The organism is Stappia sp. MMSF_3263, from assembly GCF_030733745.1.
Classification (GTDB): Bacteria; Pseudomonadota; Alphaproteobacteria; order Rhizobiales; family Stappiaceae; genus Stappia.
Genome location: NZ_JASHIK010000017.1, coordinates 97,744 through 115,222, shown reverse-complemented (window position 1 = coordinate 115,222; position 17,479 = coordinate 97,744). Strand labels below are relative to the sequence as shown.

Below are 17,479 nucleotides of genomic sequence, written 5' to 3'. Positions count from 1 at the left end.
CTGTGCGCCGCCGGTGCCGCGCGACCCGGCCTTCGCCGCCCAGATTTCTTTTGACAGCACCTGAATGGTGTTCGACCTTCATTGCCTGAAATGCCGCGTGCAGTTTGCTTTTCTCGCAAGACTGAAAAGGCTTCGGAAGAAAATTGATCTCGGCGGGCCGGCGCTGATCCGGCGGCTTCTCTCCAGCGAGTTCGGGGCCGGTCATGGGATTGCTTGAAGATATTCGTCGGTTTTTCGGGGTGACAGCGTCCCGGGGGCAGGTTTCCGAACAGACAACCGAGCCGTTCGGGAGTGAACGGATGCTTGCATCACGCGCCTGGCTGGATGCGCTTCCCAGCGAAGCCGTCCGCAGGTCCGTCATCGCGGCGATGGTGCGCGAGGCAGACATCCGGTCAGCAACCACGCCCTTCGAGAAGCGGCACCAGCGGGCCATTCAGCTGGGCTTTGCGCCGGTTCCGGCCAGGGTGCCGGCCGCCGTGGTGCGGCGCGATGCGTTCTTTGCCGACCCCTGGTGGCATCGCTCGGAGGTCGGGAAACCCGCCATGCAGACGGATCGCGACGCCGCGGATCCGAAAAAGCTTCGCCCGGACGGATCGCAGATCCTGAGCGAGGAGCGCCACCCCATAGCCCTGCTCGACGGACGGAGCGTTGTGCAGGTTCGGCGTGTCCTGCTGTCGCGGCAGAAGCGCCGCTTCAAGGAGTTCGCGCTTTTCGAAACGGATGCCAGGGGCGCGCTTGGCAATCCGGTCACGATGGATGCCGTTGCGCCCGTCCTGCCGCTGTTCGCACTGGATTCGGTCGATCCGAAGAAGGTCTCCGAAATCATCGTGACCGAGGGCGTCGTCGCGGCCGAGGCGCTGATCGGCCAGGGGTTCGCGGCGGCGGGGACGCTGACCGGCGCCCTGCACACGCCCACGCGCCCGGCACTGGAGCCGTTGGCCGCGTTCAAGACGGTCTATCTTTGGCCGGACAATGACAGCATCGGCGTCAGGCACATGGAGCGCGTGGCGCAGCGCCTGTCCGCGCTGGGCGCCAGGGACATACGCGTGGTCAAGTGGCGCGGCGGCCCGCGCAAGGGCGATGCGGCGGACTTCCACGAGGGAGAGGCCGGGGTTCGCGAGCTGCTGTCTCAGGCCCAGGCCTGGAAACCCGGGGCGAGGACGCGCAACCGCGGCCAGCTTGCGATCCAGACCCCGGTTTCGCAGACGAGCCTGCACTTGCCGTTGGGGGCAAGGCCGCCGCACGGTTCCGTTGAACCCTTTTCACGCAAACCTTCGGCGATCCGGCGACCGGGCTAGTCGCCGAGAAACCGGATGCCCCAGCCACGACGCCAACCAGATCGCATAGGACGGAACCAATGCCCGAGAAGTTGACGTTGGAGGACATCGCGCGTCCCGACGGGGACGCGATCCCCGGGGACCTGCTGAAGGGCATCTTGAACCTGTCGCCGGGAGGCAGCGGCACGATGCGGGCGAAGACGCCCATCCGGGAGACCGCCTTTTACGACTTTGCCGCCTATCGGTCGCTTCTGGAGCCGCAACTGATCCATTTCAGCACGCCTGATCCCGGCGTTTCGCGGGACGCGCCGGTCGACATGGATCGCTGGGTCGATTTCGACTGGTTCGTGCGCCTGTTTCCGCAGGACTTTCTGCTGGTGCTGCAGTCGGAGCACCTCTCGACCTCGATCCGCTTCGAGATCGATGGAGAGTACGGTGTCATCTTCCTCACCGACCTGCGCGCCGAAACCGAGGTGCAGGCCAGTTTGCGGCAGGCGGTCGCGCAATGCGCCGAGGCGTTTCGCGCCTCGATGGGACTGGCACTGTTCGAGCTCTACCTGACGGCAAAGGCACGGTTCCCCTTTGTCGATCGGGCCCGCCGCGTCGTGCGGGACTGGTTCACGAGCCGGCTGCGTGCATTGTCCGGCACCGACCGTACCCTTCGGGTCGCGGATTTCGAGCATGTCCAGTCCGTTGCGTTCTGGGCGCAAGGGATCGCCGCGGTCGTCGAGCAGATCGGTCCGTTCGAGCGGCTTGGCGCGGAACGGGAGATGAACGAGGCGCCGCTCTTCGGCGAAAGGCTGCCGACGGCCTATCCGTTCACGCCGTTTCGCCCCGGAAGCGTCAATTTCGGCTTTCAGACGATCTACCGCCAGACCTGGGTGCCGCTCGGGACCCAGGCGGGCGATGTCGTGCGCACCTTGCCGCTCGGTCCCCGCCAGTCGGAGAAGATCGGCCTCAAGGTGGTGCAGACGCGGAAGTCCAGCCGGCTCTCGGAAGCGACACGCGGCATCGAGACATCGACGGAAGCCTCGGCCTCGTCCAAGGACTCCCATGAGGTGGTGGCCGAGGCGTTCGGACAGTTCGACTGGAACCTCAAGGCCAACATCGCCGGCCCGCTCGGCGAGGCGGCGACGGGAGGACTGAACGGCGAGGCGGGCGGCGAGGTCTCCAACACCTCCCGCGACACCAAGACCTTTCTCAACGAGGCCGTCAGCAAGTCGGCGAGCAGGATCCGCGCCGAAACGAAGATCGTCGTTTCGACGGACTGGGAGGACAGCTCGGAGCGCACGCAGCACTCGGAAATCACCAATCCCAACGACGAGATTGCCGTCACCTACATCTACTCCCGTCTGCAGCGGCAATACGAGATCCAGAGCTTCCTGAACGAGGTCAACGCCGTCGTTTACGTCGCCGAGGCGCTGCCCGCTCCCAAGGACATCACGGCGGACTGGATCCGCCGCCACGACTGGATCCTGGCGGCCGCGCTGAAGGACGAATCCTTCCGCTCCGACCTTGAGACCATAAGAAGCTGGGAGGTGGCCGACGATGCCGGCGAACCGATAGACCCGCGCATCGACCGGCTGATGGGATCGCTCAGCGGGCAGGCGCCGGGCGATCGTGCCGGCATTCCCGATACCTACGCCAACATGCGCGGCACGATCCCCGATCTCTTCCAGAACATGCAGCAGGCCTATGAACGCGAGGTCGAGCGTGAACGGGCCCGGCGCGCGCAGCGCGAGACCTTCCTGCGTTCGGTGCGCCGCCTGCGTGCGCATGTCTACGACAATATCCTGCACTACTGCCGGGCGATCTGGTCGGCCGAGGACCCGGATTCGCGCATGATGCGGTTCCGCGAGATCCAGGTGCCCGTCCGCTGGGAGTTCGTCGCCACCGGGGCGCCGGGCAGCTACATGATCGACGGGGCATTCGCGCCGGCCATCGAGGACTTCGCGAGGGACACGCGCCCGCTTTCCGATCTGGCAGACCTGTCGGGCCCCATCGGCTTCAGCGGCAATTACAGCATCTATCGGCTGAAGTTCAGCGAGCAATGGGACCAGCTGATCGACATGATCAATCTGGCGCGCCGGCCCTATCAGCAGATCAGCACCCGCATCCGCCCGGCGCAGCCGCGCGATGCGGCGCACTGGACCTGCTATGCGGTTGCCTCGCCTTCGCGCCAGGAGGAGCGCAACTTCCGCCTGGTCCATGTCGTATCGCCTGAGCCGGCCTTCGCGGTCGAGGTCGAACAGGCCGCCGGTGTCTTCGAACAGGTGGAGCTTGTTCCCTTCACGCCCGGCAGACCGGTTCAGTTCCAGGGCGTTCGCTGCTGGATCGAGCCAAGGAGCCCGGCCGCGGTGCTGGTCGACGGGCAGGTGTTCGAGGTCAGCGTGCGCCTGTTGCCGGTGCTGGAAGACCCTGAACTGCGTGCCCTGAAATGGAGTTCGGGCCCATTGCGCGAGGACCAGGCGGCAAGCATCTTCACGCCCGGGGTCATCCGCACCTGCATGGCGCAGTTCGCCGATTGCTCCGCGATCGGCGACGGCCTGTCGGCGGAGGAGATCGCATGGGAGACGCTGCCCGAACCCGACCGCGACCGGCTGCGCAACCGGTATTTCGACTATCTGCTGCGGAACCTGCACACGCGCCGCATCCTGGTGGATTCGAACGATGTCGTCCTCACCCGCGAGGTCGACACGATGTCCTCGCTCGAGCCGTTCAAGGCGATGCACCGCTACATGGATGTCCTGTCGGCCTATGAGGACGTGCTCTCCAGGAGGCTGGAGAACGGTCGCTACGCCGCCCGCCTCGCCGAAGGTCGTCTTGGCGACCCGGACATCGAGCGGATGACCGTTATTGCCGGCGCGGATCGCCTCGCCGATCTGGTTGCGCTCGACGATGCGCAGGCCGGCGACGACGATGGCGACCCCGTCGCACCGTCCCGTCCCTAGTCCCGTTCCGTGGCGATGGTTCCCGGCTGTCCCGACGATCTGGAACTTGCGTCGGTCCTGTGCCGGTTGCGCGCGCGGGGGGCGGCCATTCTTGCCGCCCGAAGGGCCATTCCGCTGAAACACCTGCAGCCCTTCACGCGGTCCGATGACGACTGGGCCGGAGTGAGCGGGGTCGCACGGTCGGGACTGCTCGCGACAGCCTATTCGCAGACGGATTTCGAGGTCGACAAAGAGGCCTTGCGCGGTGCCCTGGAAGCGGCGGCCGGGCAATGCGGCGTTTCGGCCTTCGAGCGCATGCGTGCCGTTGCCGACGATCTCGGCGAACGCTATCTGCGCGGCCCCGACGCGGCAGCCGAGATCGAGGGTCTGACGCGCGCCATGCGCGATTGGCTGCCCTTCGTCTCGCGGGCGCGTTTCGTGCCGCTCTATGACGAGGTGTCCGTCCTGCCGGAGCTGCAGCCGTATCGGCCAGCGGCCGGAGAGGCGGCCGTGGGCCCGTCGGTCGCCGCCGCACCGCAGTCGCCCCGCCTGCCCGCGGATCGCCACGAGCGAGACCTGGCCGAGCGCGGCGACAGGATCGGGCTTGTCTGGGCTGCTGTCGGCTATGTCCCCTGGCGCGCCATGGAGGGCGGCGAGGCGGCCGCCGATCCCAGGTTCCGCGTGCTGCAGGGGCTCGGCGCGATCGGCGACGAGGCCCTGCGGGAAGCGCTCTATCTTCGCCACCCCGTGCTTCTGATCGTCCAGCATCTCGGGCCCTGGCGAGACCCAACGCATCCGGCGCTGCCCGGGGCCCTTGTCGAGATCCTGGGCCTGCCGGCCGCCGCGCGCGCGGCCGCCATCAGACGCATTGTCGGCCTGTGTATCGGCCAGTGCCGCGCCACCGCACTCGAGCTGGAGGACGAACTTGCCGGGCGGGTGGACTGGTCGAAGTTCCGGCCGCTGCTGGTCATGGCCGCCGACATCATCGCTGCGGACGACGCACCCGGTTCCGTTGTCCGGACTCTTCTCGACGAGTTGATCGCGGAGGCAAGCAGGGCATGGACGGACGCAGACGACTTTGCCGCCAAGGCGACGGTGCTGGCCGTGGCACTCGCGATTGCCTCGTTCGGCGTGGGCGGGCTGCTCGCGGGGGTCTTGATCGGTATTGCCGATCTGGGCTTTCAGACCGCCGCGATTTCCGTGCACGAGGGCATGGTCGAGGCCCGGAACCTGGAGCGGGAGGAGTTCAATCGTCTCGCGATGGTCGATGCCTCCCTTCTCGTTGCCAGCGATCCGGAAACCGCGCGGCTCGGCTGGTGGCTCGGGGCCCTGTCGCTCGTCATGCTGCCGGTCGGCGTCGCCGGCCTTGCGCAAGGGGCGGCCGCCGTTCGCCGGGGCCGGGCGCTCGGCGAAATGCGCGAGGCAGCCGCGAAAGCGCTGGAGGCGGCGCGCGCCGCAAGTCGCCGGCTGTCGTCGGGCGAGGCCGGCGTGACACGGTTCACCCTGGCGGGCGATCCTCCGGTGCCACCGACCCCTCCACCGACCCCTCCACCGACCCTTCCACCGGCCCGCGCTGCAGCTCCGTCGCCGCTGGAAGCTGTTGAAGCGTCGCGTCCGGTCGAGCTTCCTCCTGCTGCCGCAGAGGCGGCGGTGCAGTCCCCGCCCGTAGCGGAAGCACAAAGCGCCGCCTATCTGGCCGACAGGAAGCGCCTGGACGACTATGCCGCCGGCTTCGGCGGACTGGAGCGGCTGGAGGACGACCTCGCCCGCCGGATGGCCGGAAACCCGAACGCCTTCGTTCGCCTCAAGGGGGAGTGGAGGAAAATGGGGTTCATCCGCGAGGGCTACGACTTTCTCAATGATGCGATCACGCGCGGCATGGCGCGCGCGACGGGACGCGATCCCGATGCCGCCCTTGCAAGCGCCCGCGCTGGCCAGGCCATGCGTCAGGGCCTCGATCGGTCGATCGCACCTGCATCCTCCGCAACGGTGGTGGGGCCGGCTGTGGTTCGGCCGCCGCGCGGGCGACCGGCGGCGCTGGGCAGCCGGGAGACGTTCATCGGGCCGATCCGTCAGAAAGCCTGGTCGCTCGCACCCGAGCGATGGAAACGCGTCGTCATCGATCCGGAAAACCCGCCGGACCTCGTGCCGAACGGCATCGTCCTCGAATTTCCCAATGGCGAGCGCGTCTGGCGCACGGCGGGGGACGAGCCGGCCACGGTTGTGGAGAGCGTGCTTGGTCCCTCGTCGAAGCGGAAATATTTCGAGCGGGCTTATTTTCGCCGGGGCGAAATGGACCCGTCCTATGCCAAGTCGCGCATGGAACTTGCCCACGCGCAGGGGCAGGGAACCGGCTTCGAAAGCTTCTACGCCATTGCCTACGCGCCGTCGGAGGTCAACCAGATCCTGCAGAATCTCGGCATCGAGGAGTTCCTGCGCATACTCCATGACAACCAGTTGCGCGGTGTGACCTACAAGCTCATCACGGCGACCACCCTTCATCCGCGCTCCCTTCGGTTGAAGCAGATCACCTACCGGGTCGAGGCCGTGTTCGGCGGGGAGGGGCGCACGGTTCTTACCACCGGCATTCGTGTCGAGGGCAGTGCCGAGAAGCCTCTGATCTCCCTCGCGGAGGATCTCACACATGTCGATCCCGAGGCGTTCAGCCATCTGCCCATCAACGATCTGCCTGTCGCGATCGTCGATCGCCGGCGGGAGATGTTCGACCGGCTGGTCCAGAAGTGGGCGTCTTTCGGCAAGCCCAAAGCCGTCAGTGCGAAAACCGCCAAGGGCACCGTGACCAAATGACCGTTTGTCCGTGACCGACGGGCCCCGTTGCTTCCCCGCCGGTTGGCATGGCTCTTGCCGCCGCGCCCTGCCTGTGCGACACGGCTGGTTCCGACCCTGACCTTTCACCGATGGCAGCCGAAATGACCGCACCCCAGGCACTCACCGACCTGCGCCAGCGCCTTGACGACCGTACCGCCGTGATCGGCGTCATCGGTCTCGGCTATGTCGGCCTTCCGCTTGCCCTGCGCTTTTCCGAGCTGGGCCATGCGGTCATCGGTTTCGATGTCGATACGGCCAAGATCGCCGAGCTGAATGCCGATCGCGGCTTCCGCCGTTATGTCGGCAAGACCCGCGAGGAGGTGCGTTTCGCCAGCGCCTTCGAGGCGACGGACGATTTTAGCCGTTCGGCCGAGTGCGACGCGCTGATCATCTGCGTGCCGACGCCGCTCGGCCGTTTTCATGACCCCGATATCGGCTACATCCTCGACGCGGCGCGGCGCATTCGCCCGCATCTGCGCCCCGGCCAGGTCGTGGCGCTGGAATCGACCACCTATCCCGGCACCACCGAGGACGACATGCTGCCCGAGATGGCGCGTGACGATCTCGTCGTCGGCAAGGACATCTTCGTCGTCTATTCGCCCGAGCGTGAGGATCCCGGCAATGCCAGCTTCGGCATCCGCCAGATCCCCAAGGTGGTGAGCGGCGTGACGCAGAACTGCCTCGCGGCGGCGCAGGCCCTCTATGGCGGTGCCGTCGACACGCTCGTTCCGGTCGCCTCGACCCGGGTCGCGGAGATGACCAAGCTGCTGGAGAACATCCACCGGGCGGTCAATATCGGCCTCGTCAACGAGATGAAGACGCTGGCCGACCGCATGGGCATCGACATTTTCGACGTGATCCGCGCCGCCGCCACCAAGCCTTTCGGCTTCACCGCCTTCTATCCGGGGCCGGGCGTCGGCGGTCACTGCATTCCGGTCGACCCGTTCTACCTCACCTGGAAGGCCCGCGAATACGGGCTCCACACCCGTTTCATCGAGCTTGCCGGCGAGATCAACCGCTACATGCCGGACTTCATCGTCGAGAAGCTGATGGACGCGCTGAACGGACATCGCAAGGCGCTGAACGGCTCTCGCGTGCTGGTGCTCGGTGCCGCCTTCAAGAAGAACATCGACGACATTCGCGAGTCGCCGAGCCTGATGGTGATGGACGGCATCGCCAAACGGGGAGGGGTGCTTTCCTATGCCGATCCCTTCGTGCCCGCGCTGACGCTGGACGGAGGCACGCGGCTTGAAAGCGTCCTCGCCGACGAGGCGACGGTCGCGGCCCAGGACGCGGTGATCATCGCCACCGACCATGACGCGTTCGACTACGAGATGATCGCCCGTGTCGCGCCGCTGATCGTCGACACGCGCGGCCGCTATCCGGCGAGCGACCCCAAGGTGACCCGCGCCTGAGGGCAAAGGCGCTCCGGGTGAGCGGCTCGCGCAAGGTGCCTTGGGCGCGGCTCTTGCGTGCCGGCGATTGTATTTTGCCCGCCGGTCGGCTAACCCACCGTTCGACCGGACGCGGTCGCATTCCTTGCCCGAACCGGGCGGACAAGAACAACGGGACATTCGTGATGTACGAAGCCATCGATCCTAATCCCAATTTCCCCAAGCTCGAGGAAGACATCCTCAAGTTCTGGGAAGAGAACCGGATTTTCGAGGCTTCGGTGGAGAACCGGCGCAAGGAGGACGGTTCGGGCGAATATGTCTTCTATGACGGCCCTCCCTTCGCCAACGGGTTGCCGCATTACGGGCACCTGGCCACCGGCTTCGTCAAGGACCTGATCCCGCGCTACCGCACCATGCGCGGCGACTGCGTCGTGCGCCGGTTCGGCTGGGACTGCCACGGCCTGCCGGCGGAGCTGACCTCGGAAAAGGAACTTGGCATTTCGGGGCGCAACGAGATCCTCGAATACGGCATCGGCAAGTTCAACGAGCATTGCTCGGTCTCGGTCATGCGCTTCACCAACGAGTGGCGCTACTATGTCGAGCGACAGGGCCGCTGGGTCGATTTCGAGAACGACTACAAGACCATGAACCTCTCCTTCATGGAGAGCGTGATCTGGGGCTTCAAGCAGCTCTGGAACAAGGATCTGGTCTATCGCGGCTACCGGGTCGTGCCCTATTCCTGGGCGGTGCAGACGCCGCTCTCCAACTTCGAGACGCGGCTCGACAATTCCTATCGCGAGCGCCAGGACCCGGCGCTCACCGTCGGCTTCCTGCTGAAGGGCGAACGCTTCGCCTCCGTGCCGACGCGGCTGCTGGCCTGGACGACGACGCCCTGGACGCTGCCGTCCAACCTTGCGCTTGCCGTCTCGCCCGATCTCGACTACGCCGTGCTGGAAAAGGACGGCGTGCGCGTCGTGCTGGCGGAAGCCGCGCTGGAGCGCTACGAGCGCGAGTTCGGCGAGTGGACGAAGGTCGACGCCCTCAAGGGTTCGGCGCTGGCCGGCACCGCCTATGAGCCGCTTTTCCCCTACTTCGCCAGGACAGAGAACGCCTTTGCCGTGCTTGCCGCCGACTTCGTCGAGGCTGGCGACGGCACCGGCTGCGTGCATATCGCGCCGGGCTTCGGCGAGGACGACTTCGAGCTTGCCCGCGATCGCGGCATTCCCCTGGTCGTTCCGGTCGACGAGGCTGGCAACTTCACTGCCGAAGTCGCCGACTATGCCGGCCAGAACGTCATCGAGGCCAACAAGGACATCATCCGCGACCTCAAGGCGCGCGGTGATACCGTCTATCGCCACGAGACCTATTTGCATGACTATCCGCATTGCTGGCGCACCGACACGCCGCTGATCTACAAGGCGATCGACGCCTGGTACGTGGCCGTGTCGCAGTTCAAGGACCGGATGGTCGAGCTCAACCGTGAGATCGACTGGATCCCCTCGCATGTGCGCGACGGCCAGTTCGGCAAGTGGCTGGAGAACGCCCGCGACTGGAACATCTCGCGCAACCGCTTCTGGGGCTGCCCGATTCCGGTCTGGATCAGCGACGATCCGAACTATCCGCGCACCGACGTCTACGGGTCCATCGAGGAGCTGGAGCGCGATTTCGGCGTCACGGTCGACAATCTGCACCGCCCGATGATCGACGAACTGGTGCGCCCCAATCCGGACGACCCGACCGGCAAGTCGATGATGCGCCGCGTGCCGGAAGTGCTCGACGTGTGGTTCGATTCAGGCTCGATGCCTTTCGCCCAGCAGCACTATCCGTTCGAGAACAAGGAGCATTTCGAGCGGAACTTCCCGGCCGACTTCATCGTCGAATATGTCGCCCAGACGCGCGGCTGGTTCTACACGCTGATGGTGCTTTCGACCGCGATCTTCGACCGCGCGCCGTTCCGCAACGCGGTCTGCCACGGCGTGGTGCTCGACGAGAACAAGCAGAAGCTGTCCAAGCGGCTGATGAACTATCCCGATCCCGTCGGTGTCTTCGACACCTACGGGGCGGACGCGCTGCGCTGGTACATGCTGTCCTCGCCGCTGCTGGTCGGCGGCGACCTTGCGGTTGCCAAGGACGGTCGCGGCATCGCCCAGGCCCTGCGCCAGGCGATCATCCCGATCTGGAGCGCGTACTACTTCTTCACGCTCTACGCCAATGCGGACCAGTACAAGGCGCGCCTGCGTTTCGATCAGGAGAACCTGCTCGACCGCTACATCCTGGCCAAGACGCGCGAGCTGATCGAGAAGGTCGAGGGCTCGCTCGATGCCTATGACATCCCCTCGGCCTACAGCCATGTGCCGGGCTATATCGACGCGCTCAACAACTGGTACATCCGCCGCTCGCGCGCCCGGTTCTGGGGCGAGGATCTCGACGACGACAAGCGCGACGCGCTGGACACGCTCTACACGGTGCTGACGCACCTGATGCGCACCCTGGCGCCGATGATGCCCTTCGTCGCCGAGCGCATCTACAAGGGGCTGACGGGCGAGCTGTCCGTGCATCTGGCCGACTGGCCGGAAGCGGCGAAGCTGCCGCACGATCCCGATCTCGTCCGCCGCATGGATCTCATCCGCGACGTCTGCGCCTCGGTCATGTCGCTGCGCGAGACCAAGCGGCTGCGCGCCCGCCTGCCGCTGAAGACGCTGACCGTCGCCCATGTCGACATCGAGGACCTGCGCCCCTACGCCCAGCTGATCGCCGACGAGGTCAACGTCAAGGATCTGGTGCTGGAGGCCGACCCGCTCTCGGTCGGCGAGCACAGCCTTGTCGTCAAGCCGCAGATCGGCAAGCGGTTGGGTCAGAAGATGAAGGAGGTGATGATCGCCTCCAAGACCGGCAACTGGACGCTGCGCCCCGACGGCATTGTCGAACTGGCCGGCGTCGAGCTGTCGGCCGACGACTACACGATGCGTGTGATGGCGCCGGAAGGCTCGGACACGGGTCTTTTCGATGCCAGCCGCGGCGTCGTCGTCGTGGACACGCGCGTCTATCCGGAGCTGGAGCGCGAAGGCCACGCCCGCGACATCGTCCGTCTCATCCAGCAGACGCGCAAGGAGGGCGGGCTGCAGGTCACCGACCGCATCCGCCTCAACCTGGTGCTGCCCGAGGCCCTCGTCCAGGCGGTCGAGGAGCATCGCGCCCGCATCGCACAGGACACGCTGGCGCTCGAGCTGACCATCGGCGGCGCGCTGGAGGGGGGCATTCGCGCCACCCACGAGGTCGGCGGCGCCGAGGTCTCCATCGAGGTGGTGCGCATCGAGGGGTGATCCCCGGGGCGCACGGCACTGCCGGAATGCAAAAGGGCGGTGGACCGGAAGGCCCACCGCCCTTTGTCGTCGGAAAACAACGGAACTTCAGAGCCGGATCGGCTGGCCGCTTTGAGCCGCCAGCGTCGCCGCATCGGCAAGGCGCTGCGCCTTCAGCCCGTCGAAACCGTCGGGCGAGGGGGGCGCTTCTCCGCGCGCGCAGGCGACGAAGGCATCGAGCTGAAGGCGATAGGCGCGGGCGTAGCGTTCCAGGAAGAAGTTCTGCACCGGATCGGCGGTGAAGCCCGCGCCCGTCGCCAGCTCCACAGTCGTTTCGTGCTGGTTGCCGGCGCGCAAGAGGCCGAGCGAGCCATGCACCTCGATCCGCTGGTCGTAGCCATAGGTGGCGCGGCGCGAGTTGGAGATCTGGCAGATCTTGCCGCTTGCCGTCTTCAGCATGACGGCGGCCGTGTCGACATCGCCGGCCTTGCCGATTTCCGGATTGACGAGGCTGGACCCGACCGCGTGCACTTCCACCGGCTCCTCGCCGAGCAGGAAGCGCGCCATGTCGAAATCGTGGATCATCATGTCACGGAAGAGGCCGCCCGAGCGCTCGATATAGGAAATCGGCGGAGGCGAGGGGTCGCGCGACAGGATGGTGACGAGCTCGACATCGCCGATGCGCCCTTCGTTGATGCGCGCCCTCAGCGAGGCGAAATTCGGGTCGAAGCGGCGGTTGAAGCCGATGAAAAGCGGCACGCGGGCCGTCTCGACGACCTCCAGAACGCCTTCGATGCGGTCGGCGGACATGTCGACCGGCTTTTCGCAGAACACCGCCTTGCCGGCACGGGCCGCGCGCTCGATGAAGTCCGAATGCGTGTCCGTCGGCGAAGCGATCAGGACGGCGTTGGAACTGCGGCCCTCCAACGCCTCGTCCAGCGTGATCACCGGCGCACCGAGCCGTCCGGCCAGCTGCTCGGCCGCCTCCGGCATGGCATCGCAGATGCCGGCCAGGCGCACGTCTCCGGTTTCCGCCGCCCGCGCGGCGAGGTTGGCGGCGTGGATCTGTCCGATCCGTCCCGCGCCGATCACAGTGACTGAAAGCAAGGTCGGGTTCCTTTTTGAGAATGTTTATTCCATATTGACGCAATCATAGAATTTGCGTTTCATTTGTGCAAGGCCGAACCTGGCAGCACAGGAGTTGCCCTGGGCAATTATACACCGCTGCGTGCTCCCGTGTTCGGGGAGGTTTCCGCAGCCGCGCGATCAAGGACATGCGACATGAGCACCGCTTCAAACGCCCTCGGCGTGGGTCTTATCGGCACCGGCTACATGGGCAAGTGCCACGCGCTTGCCTGGAACGCGGTGCGCTCCGTCTTTGGCGATGTCGCGCGGCCGCGTCTTGAACTCCTGTGCGAGGTCAACGAGGACCTTGCGCGTGAGCGCGCCTCTGCCTTCGGCTTCGCCCGCGCCACGGCCGACTGGCGGGCCTTGGTCGAGGATCCGGCGGTGGATGTGGTCTCGATCACCACGCCCAACCAGTTCCATCCGGAAATGGCGATCGCGGCGCTTCGGGCCGGAAAGCACGTATGGTGCGAAAAGCCGATGGCGCCGGCCTTCGAGGATGCGCAGGCCATGCGCGAGGCGGCGCGCAAGAGCGGCCGGATTGCGATCCTCGGCTACAACTACATCCAGAACCCGGTCTTCCGCGAGATCGGCAGGATGATCGCGGACGGGGCCATTGGCGAACCGTTCCAGCTGCGCGCCGAGATGGACGAGGATTTCATGGCCGATCCCGCCGATCCCTTCTCCTGGAAGAGCGCCTCGTCCTCGGGCTATGGCGCGCTCGATGACTTCGCCGTCCATCCGCTGTCGCTGGTCCACCGGCTGTTCGGCAAGGCGGAGCGGGTCTTCTGCGACATGGCGAAGCCCTATCCCGACCGCCCGCTGGCGGACGGGGGACGCCGCGCCGTCGAGACCCACGACATGGCCAACATCCTGCTGCGGTTCCCGGGCGACGTGCAGGCGAGCCTGCTGGTCAACCGCTCCGCCTGGGGGCGCAAGGGCCGTATCGCGCTGCAGGTCTTCGGCTCGAAAGGCTCCATTCTCTATGACCAGGAGCGCATGAACGAGGTCGAGCTCTACCGCGCCGAAGGCCCGGCGGGACGCCAGGGCCATACCCGCATCCTCGCAGGGCCCGCCCATCCGCCCTATGACCGCTTCATTCCCGCCCCCGGCCACGGTCTCGGTTTCAACGATCTCAAGGTGATCGAGTGCCGCGAACTGCTGCGCCTCGTCGCCGGCGAGCCGGCCATCGCCGTCACCTTCGAGCAGGGGCTGGAGATCGAGCGCACTGTCCATGCCGCGGCGCGCTCCCACGAGACCGGCGGCTGGGTCGCGGTCGAGTGAGCCTTGCGGGGCGGCGGGCGAGGCGGTCAGGCGAAGATCGCCCGTTCCCCGGCCACCGTTTCGGAGATGAAGTCGGCGACGACCCGGACCCGGCCGAGATCGCGCACGCTCTCGTGCAGCACCAGCCAGTAGCTGCGCGCGATCGTGTGCTCGGGCAGCACCTGCACCAGGTTGCGGTCCTGTCGGGCGATGAAGGCGTGCAGGATGCCGATGCCGGCGCCCGATCGCACGGCCTCGGTCTGCCCCAGCGCCGAGGCGATCTCGAAACGCGGCCTGAACGCGCGGTCGATTTCCTCCGCATAGGCAAGCGCGGTGGAATAGACGAGGTCTTCCACATAACCGACGGTGGCGTGGTCCTTCAGCTCCTGTGCGCTCTCGGGCATGCCGGCGCGGGCCAGGTAGGTCCGCGAGGCGTACAGGCCAAGGCGATAGTCGACCAGCTTGCGAGCCACCAGCCGGCCATGGTCGGGCCGCTCCACCGTGATGGCAATGTCTGCCTCGCGCCGAGACAGGGAGACCGCGCGCGGCGCCGGCACGAGCTGCAGCGTCAGGGAGGGATGCCGCTCGGTCAGCACGCCCAGGCGCGGTGCCAGATAGGCGACGCCGAACCCGTCCGGCGCGCCGATGCGCACCGTGCCGGAAACGGCGACGTCCGCGCCGCCGATCTCCGCCCGTGCCGCCAGCACCTCCGCCTCGATCCGCTCCGCCGTCCCCAGCAGGCGCTCGCCGGCGGCCGTCAGCGTCGAACCGGTCGTGCGCCGGTCGACCAGCTTGACGCCGAGGTCGGTCTCCAGCGCCGACAGCCGCCGCGCGACGGTGGCGTGGTTGACGCCAAGCGCCCGGGCCGCCGAAAGCAGCTGCCCGGAACGCGCCACTGCGAGGAAAATCCGTGTATCGTCCCAGTTCATCGGCGGCCTGCCTTAGGTTCGCTTCGTCGGGCCTGATCTTTGTGACTTCTATTTTCGCACAACGGATGCGGGTTTGCATCTATTGCACCTGACAAAAAACGAAGGCAATAAAGAGCCGCACTCGAATTGCAGGCTTGCGTCAAGGCAGGCGCCGACGGGCGCGGACCTCATGTCCGTCCCGGAGCGGCCGTCGAAGCGCAACCCGAAGGCCGGTTCCACCGGCCGATCAAGGGAGAGAACGACCATGAAGACCATCGGACATTTCATTGGCGGCAAGCATGTGGACGGCACGTCCGGCCGCTTCGCCGACGTCTACAATCCGGCGACGGGCGAAGTTCAGGCCAAGGTGGCGCTCGCCTCGCAGGCCGAACTGCGCGCAGCCGTCGAGAACGCCGCCGCCGCCCAGCCCGCATGGGCCGCCCAGAACCCGCAGAAGCGCGCCCGCGTGCTGATGAAGTTCGTCGACCTCCTGCATCGTGACATGGACAAGCTCGCCGAGGCGCTGTCGCGCGAGCACGGCAAGACCATCCCGGACGCCAAGGGCGACGTCATTCGCGGCCTCGAGGTCGCCGAATTCTGCATCGGCGCGCCGCACCTTCTGAAGGGCGAGTTCACCGAAGGCGCCGGCCCGGGCATCGACATGTACTCGATGCGCCAGCCGCTCGGCGTCGTTGCCGGCATCACGCCGTTCAACTTCCCGGCGATGATCCCGATGTGGAAGTTCTGCCCGGCCATCGCCGCCGGCAACGCCTTCATCCTGAAGCCGTCCGAGCGCGATCCGTCCGTGCCGATGATGCTGGCCGAGCTGATGATCGAGGCCGGACTGCCTGCCGGCATCCTCAATGTCGTCAATGGCGACAAGGAGGCCGTCGACGGCGTTCTGGACGATCCGGACATCATGGCGGTCGGCTTCGTCGGCTCCACCTCCATCGCGGCCTATGTCTATTCGCGTGCCACCGCCAACGGCAAGCGCGCGCAGTGCTTCGGCGGCGCCAAGAACCACATGATCATCATGCCGGATGCCGACATGGACCAGGCCGCCGATGCGCTGATCGGCGCCGGTTACGGCGCGGCCGGCGAGCGCTGCATGGCGATCTCGGTTGCCGTTCCGGTGGGCGAGGCTGCCGCCAACGCGCTGATGGAGCGCCTGATCCCGCGCGTCGAGAGCCTGAAGATCGGGCCTTACACGGCCGGCAACGACGTTGACTTCGGTCCGCTCGTCACCGCCCAGGCCCGCGACCGCGTCCTCGGCCTCGTCGAGCAGGGCGTCAAGGACGGCGCGACGCTTGCCGTCGACGGCCGCGACTTCACCATGCAGGGCTACGAGAACGGCTACTTCATGGGCGGCTGCCTGTTCGACAATGTCACCAAGGACATGTCGATCTACAAGGAAGAGATTTTCGGCCCGGTCCTCTCGGTGGTGCGCGCCAAGGACTATGACGAGGCGCTCGACCTGCCGATGAGCCACGAATACGGCAACGGCACCGCGATCTTCACCCGCGACGGCGATACGGCCCGCGACTTCGCCAGCCGGATCAACATCGGCATGGTCGGCATCAACGTGCCGATCCCGGTGCCGCTCGCCTACCACACGTTCGGCGGCTGGAAGAAGTCCGGCTTCGGCGATCTCAACCAGCACGGCCCGGACGCGTTCCGCTTCTACACGCGGACCAAGACGGTCACCTCGCGCTGGCCGTCGGGCCTCAAGGACGGCGCCGAGTTCGTCATTCCGACCATGAAGTAGGATGCGGCAGAGAATCTCGGCCTTGGGCCTGGTTCTCCGTGACTGAAAACGAAAGCCCGCCCCGGAAGATCCGGGGCGGGCTTTTTGCTGTCGGGACCGGCCGCCGGTCGGGTCAGGCGGCGCGGGCGCGCCGGGCAGGGAAGTCGATCTCCGTTCCGGCAATGTGGTTCAGGTAGTTGGTCAGGATGTTGGCAACGACGTTCGCCGTCGTCTCGATGATGTCGCCGTCGTCCAGTCCGGCGCGACGTGCCTGCTCGATGTCGGCATCCGATACGAGGCCGCGCGTCTCGACGATGGCAAGCGACAGGCGCAGGATGGCCGCGAGCCGCGGGTCCTCGGCACGACCGGCCAGATGTGCGTCGATCGCAGCATCGTCCACCTTCAGGCTGCGCGAGATGGCGCTGTGGGCCGAGGCGCAATAGTCGCAGGAATTGGCGCCGGCGACCGCCAGCGCAATCGCCTCGCGGGTCTTTGTGTCGAAGCTTCCCTTGCCGAGCGTCTCGCCGAGGCCGAGCATCGCCTCCAGCACTGCCGGGCGCTTGCCGGCCGTCCGGTAGAGGTTCGGGACCATGCCGAGCTTGGACCTGATCGCGCCGAACAGGTCGGCGGTCTGGCCTGAGGCCTCGGAATCGGTGAGATGCGCAATGCGAGCCATGTTCTGTCTCCTTCGGTGGTTCGTGTGGGAA

General features: G+C 66.6%; 11 protein-coding genes. 7 read left to right on the top strand and 4 right to left on the bottom strand.

The annotated features are described in order from the left end of the window. Positions 1–205 (bottom strand): hypothetical protein (locus RBB46_RS17555; protein WP_306030314.1); only part of this gene is annotated, 205 nt, incomplete at its 3' end. Positions 206–299: 94 nt separating this feature from the next. Between RBB46_RS17555 and RBB46_RS17550 the strand changes: the two genes are divergently transcribed. The 5 genes from RBB46_RS17550 (at position 300) to ileS (ending at position 11,753) form a co-directional block, all read left to right on the top strand. Beyond that, the gene (locus RBB46_RS17550) at positions 300–1,298 is read left to right on the top strand and encodes a hypothetical protein (RefSeq protein WP_306030313.1); all 999 of its coding nucleotides are present in this window, start codon (positions 300–302) and stop codon (positions 1,296–1,298) included. 59 nt (positions 1,299–1,357) lie between these two features. Then, on the top strand, positions 1,358–4,228 hold the full coding sequence (locus RBB46_RS17545; protein WP_306030312.1) for a hypothetical protein: 2,871 nt from the start codon (positions 1,358–1,360) through the stop codon (positions 4,226–4,228). Positions 4,229–4,243: 15 nt separating this feature from the next. Continuing rightward, a complete protein-coding gene (locus tag RBB46_RS17540; protein WP_306030316.1) occupies positions 4,244–7,015 on the top strand; it encodes a polymorphic toxin type 4 domain-containing protein in 2,772 nt (923 codons plus the stop codon). Positions 7,016–7,137: 122 nt separating this feature from the next. Continuing rightward, complete coding sequence (locus RBB46_RS17535) at positions 7,138–8,451, top strand: nucleotide sugar dehydrogenase (RefSeq protein ID WP_306030311.1); 1,314 nt, start codon at positions 7,138–7,140, stop codon at positions 8,449–8,451. A gap of 164 nt (positions 8,452–8,615) precedes the next feature. Beyond that, complete coding sequence (gene ileS, locus RBB46_RS17530) at positions 8,616–11,753, top strand: isoleucine--tRNA ligase (protein WP_306030310.1); 3,138 nt, start codon at positions 8,616–8,618, stop codon at positions 11,751–11,753. An 87-nt stretch (positions 11,754–11,840) separates the two neighbouring features. Here the strand turns inward: ileS and iolG are convergent, their stop codons facing one another. Further along, complete coding sequence (iolG, locus tag RBB46_RS17525; protein ID WP_306030309.1) at positions 11,841–12,839, bottom strand: inositol 2-dehydrogenase; 999 nt, start codon at positions 12,837–12,839, stop codon at positions 11,841–11,843. Between the two features lie 174 nt (positions 12,840–13,013). Here iolG and RBB46_RS17520 point away from each other — a divergent pair, with 174 nt between their 5' ends. After that, positions 13,014–14,141 carry a Gfo/Idh/MocA family protein gene (locus RBB46_RS17520; protein WP_306030308.1) on the top strand — a complete coding sequence of 376 codons (1,128 nt, stop codon included), beginning with the start codon at positions 13,014–13,016 and terminating at the stop codon, positions 14,139–14,141. Positions 14,142–14,167: 26 nt separating this feature from the next. Here the strand turns inward: RBB46_RS17520 and RBB46_RS17515 are convergent, their stop codons facing one another. Next, a complete protein-coding gene (locus tag RBB46_RS17515) occupies positions 14,168–15,049 on the bottom strand; it encodes a LysR family transcriptional regulator (protein WP_306030307.1) in 882 nt (293 codons plus the stop codon). Positions 15,050–15,293: 244 nt separating this feature from the next. On the opposite strand from RBB46_RS17515, the gene RBB46_RS17510 reads away from it, so the two are divergent. After that, positions 15,294–16,793 carry a CoA-acylating methylmalonate-semialdehyde dehydrogenase gene (locus RBB46_RS17510; RefSeq protein WP_306030306.1) on the top strand — a complete coding sequence of 500 codons (1,500 nt, stop codon included), beginning with the start codon at positions 15,294–15,296 and terminating at the stop codon, positions 16,791–16,793. Between the two features lie 112 nt (positions 16,794–16,905). Here the strand turns inward: RBB46_RS17510 and RBB46_RS17505 are convergent, their stop codons facing one another. Continuing rightward, on the bottom strand, positions 16,906–17,448 hold the full coding sequence (locus RBB46_RS17505; RefSeq protein ID WP_306030305.1) for a carboxymuconolactone decarboxylase family protein: 543 nt from the start codon (positions 17,446–17,448) through the stop codon (positions 16,906–16,908). Positions 17,449–17,479: the final 31 nt, after the last annotated feature.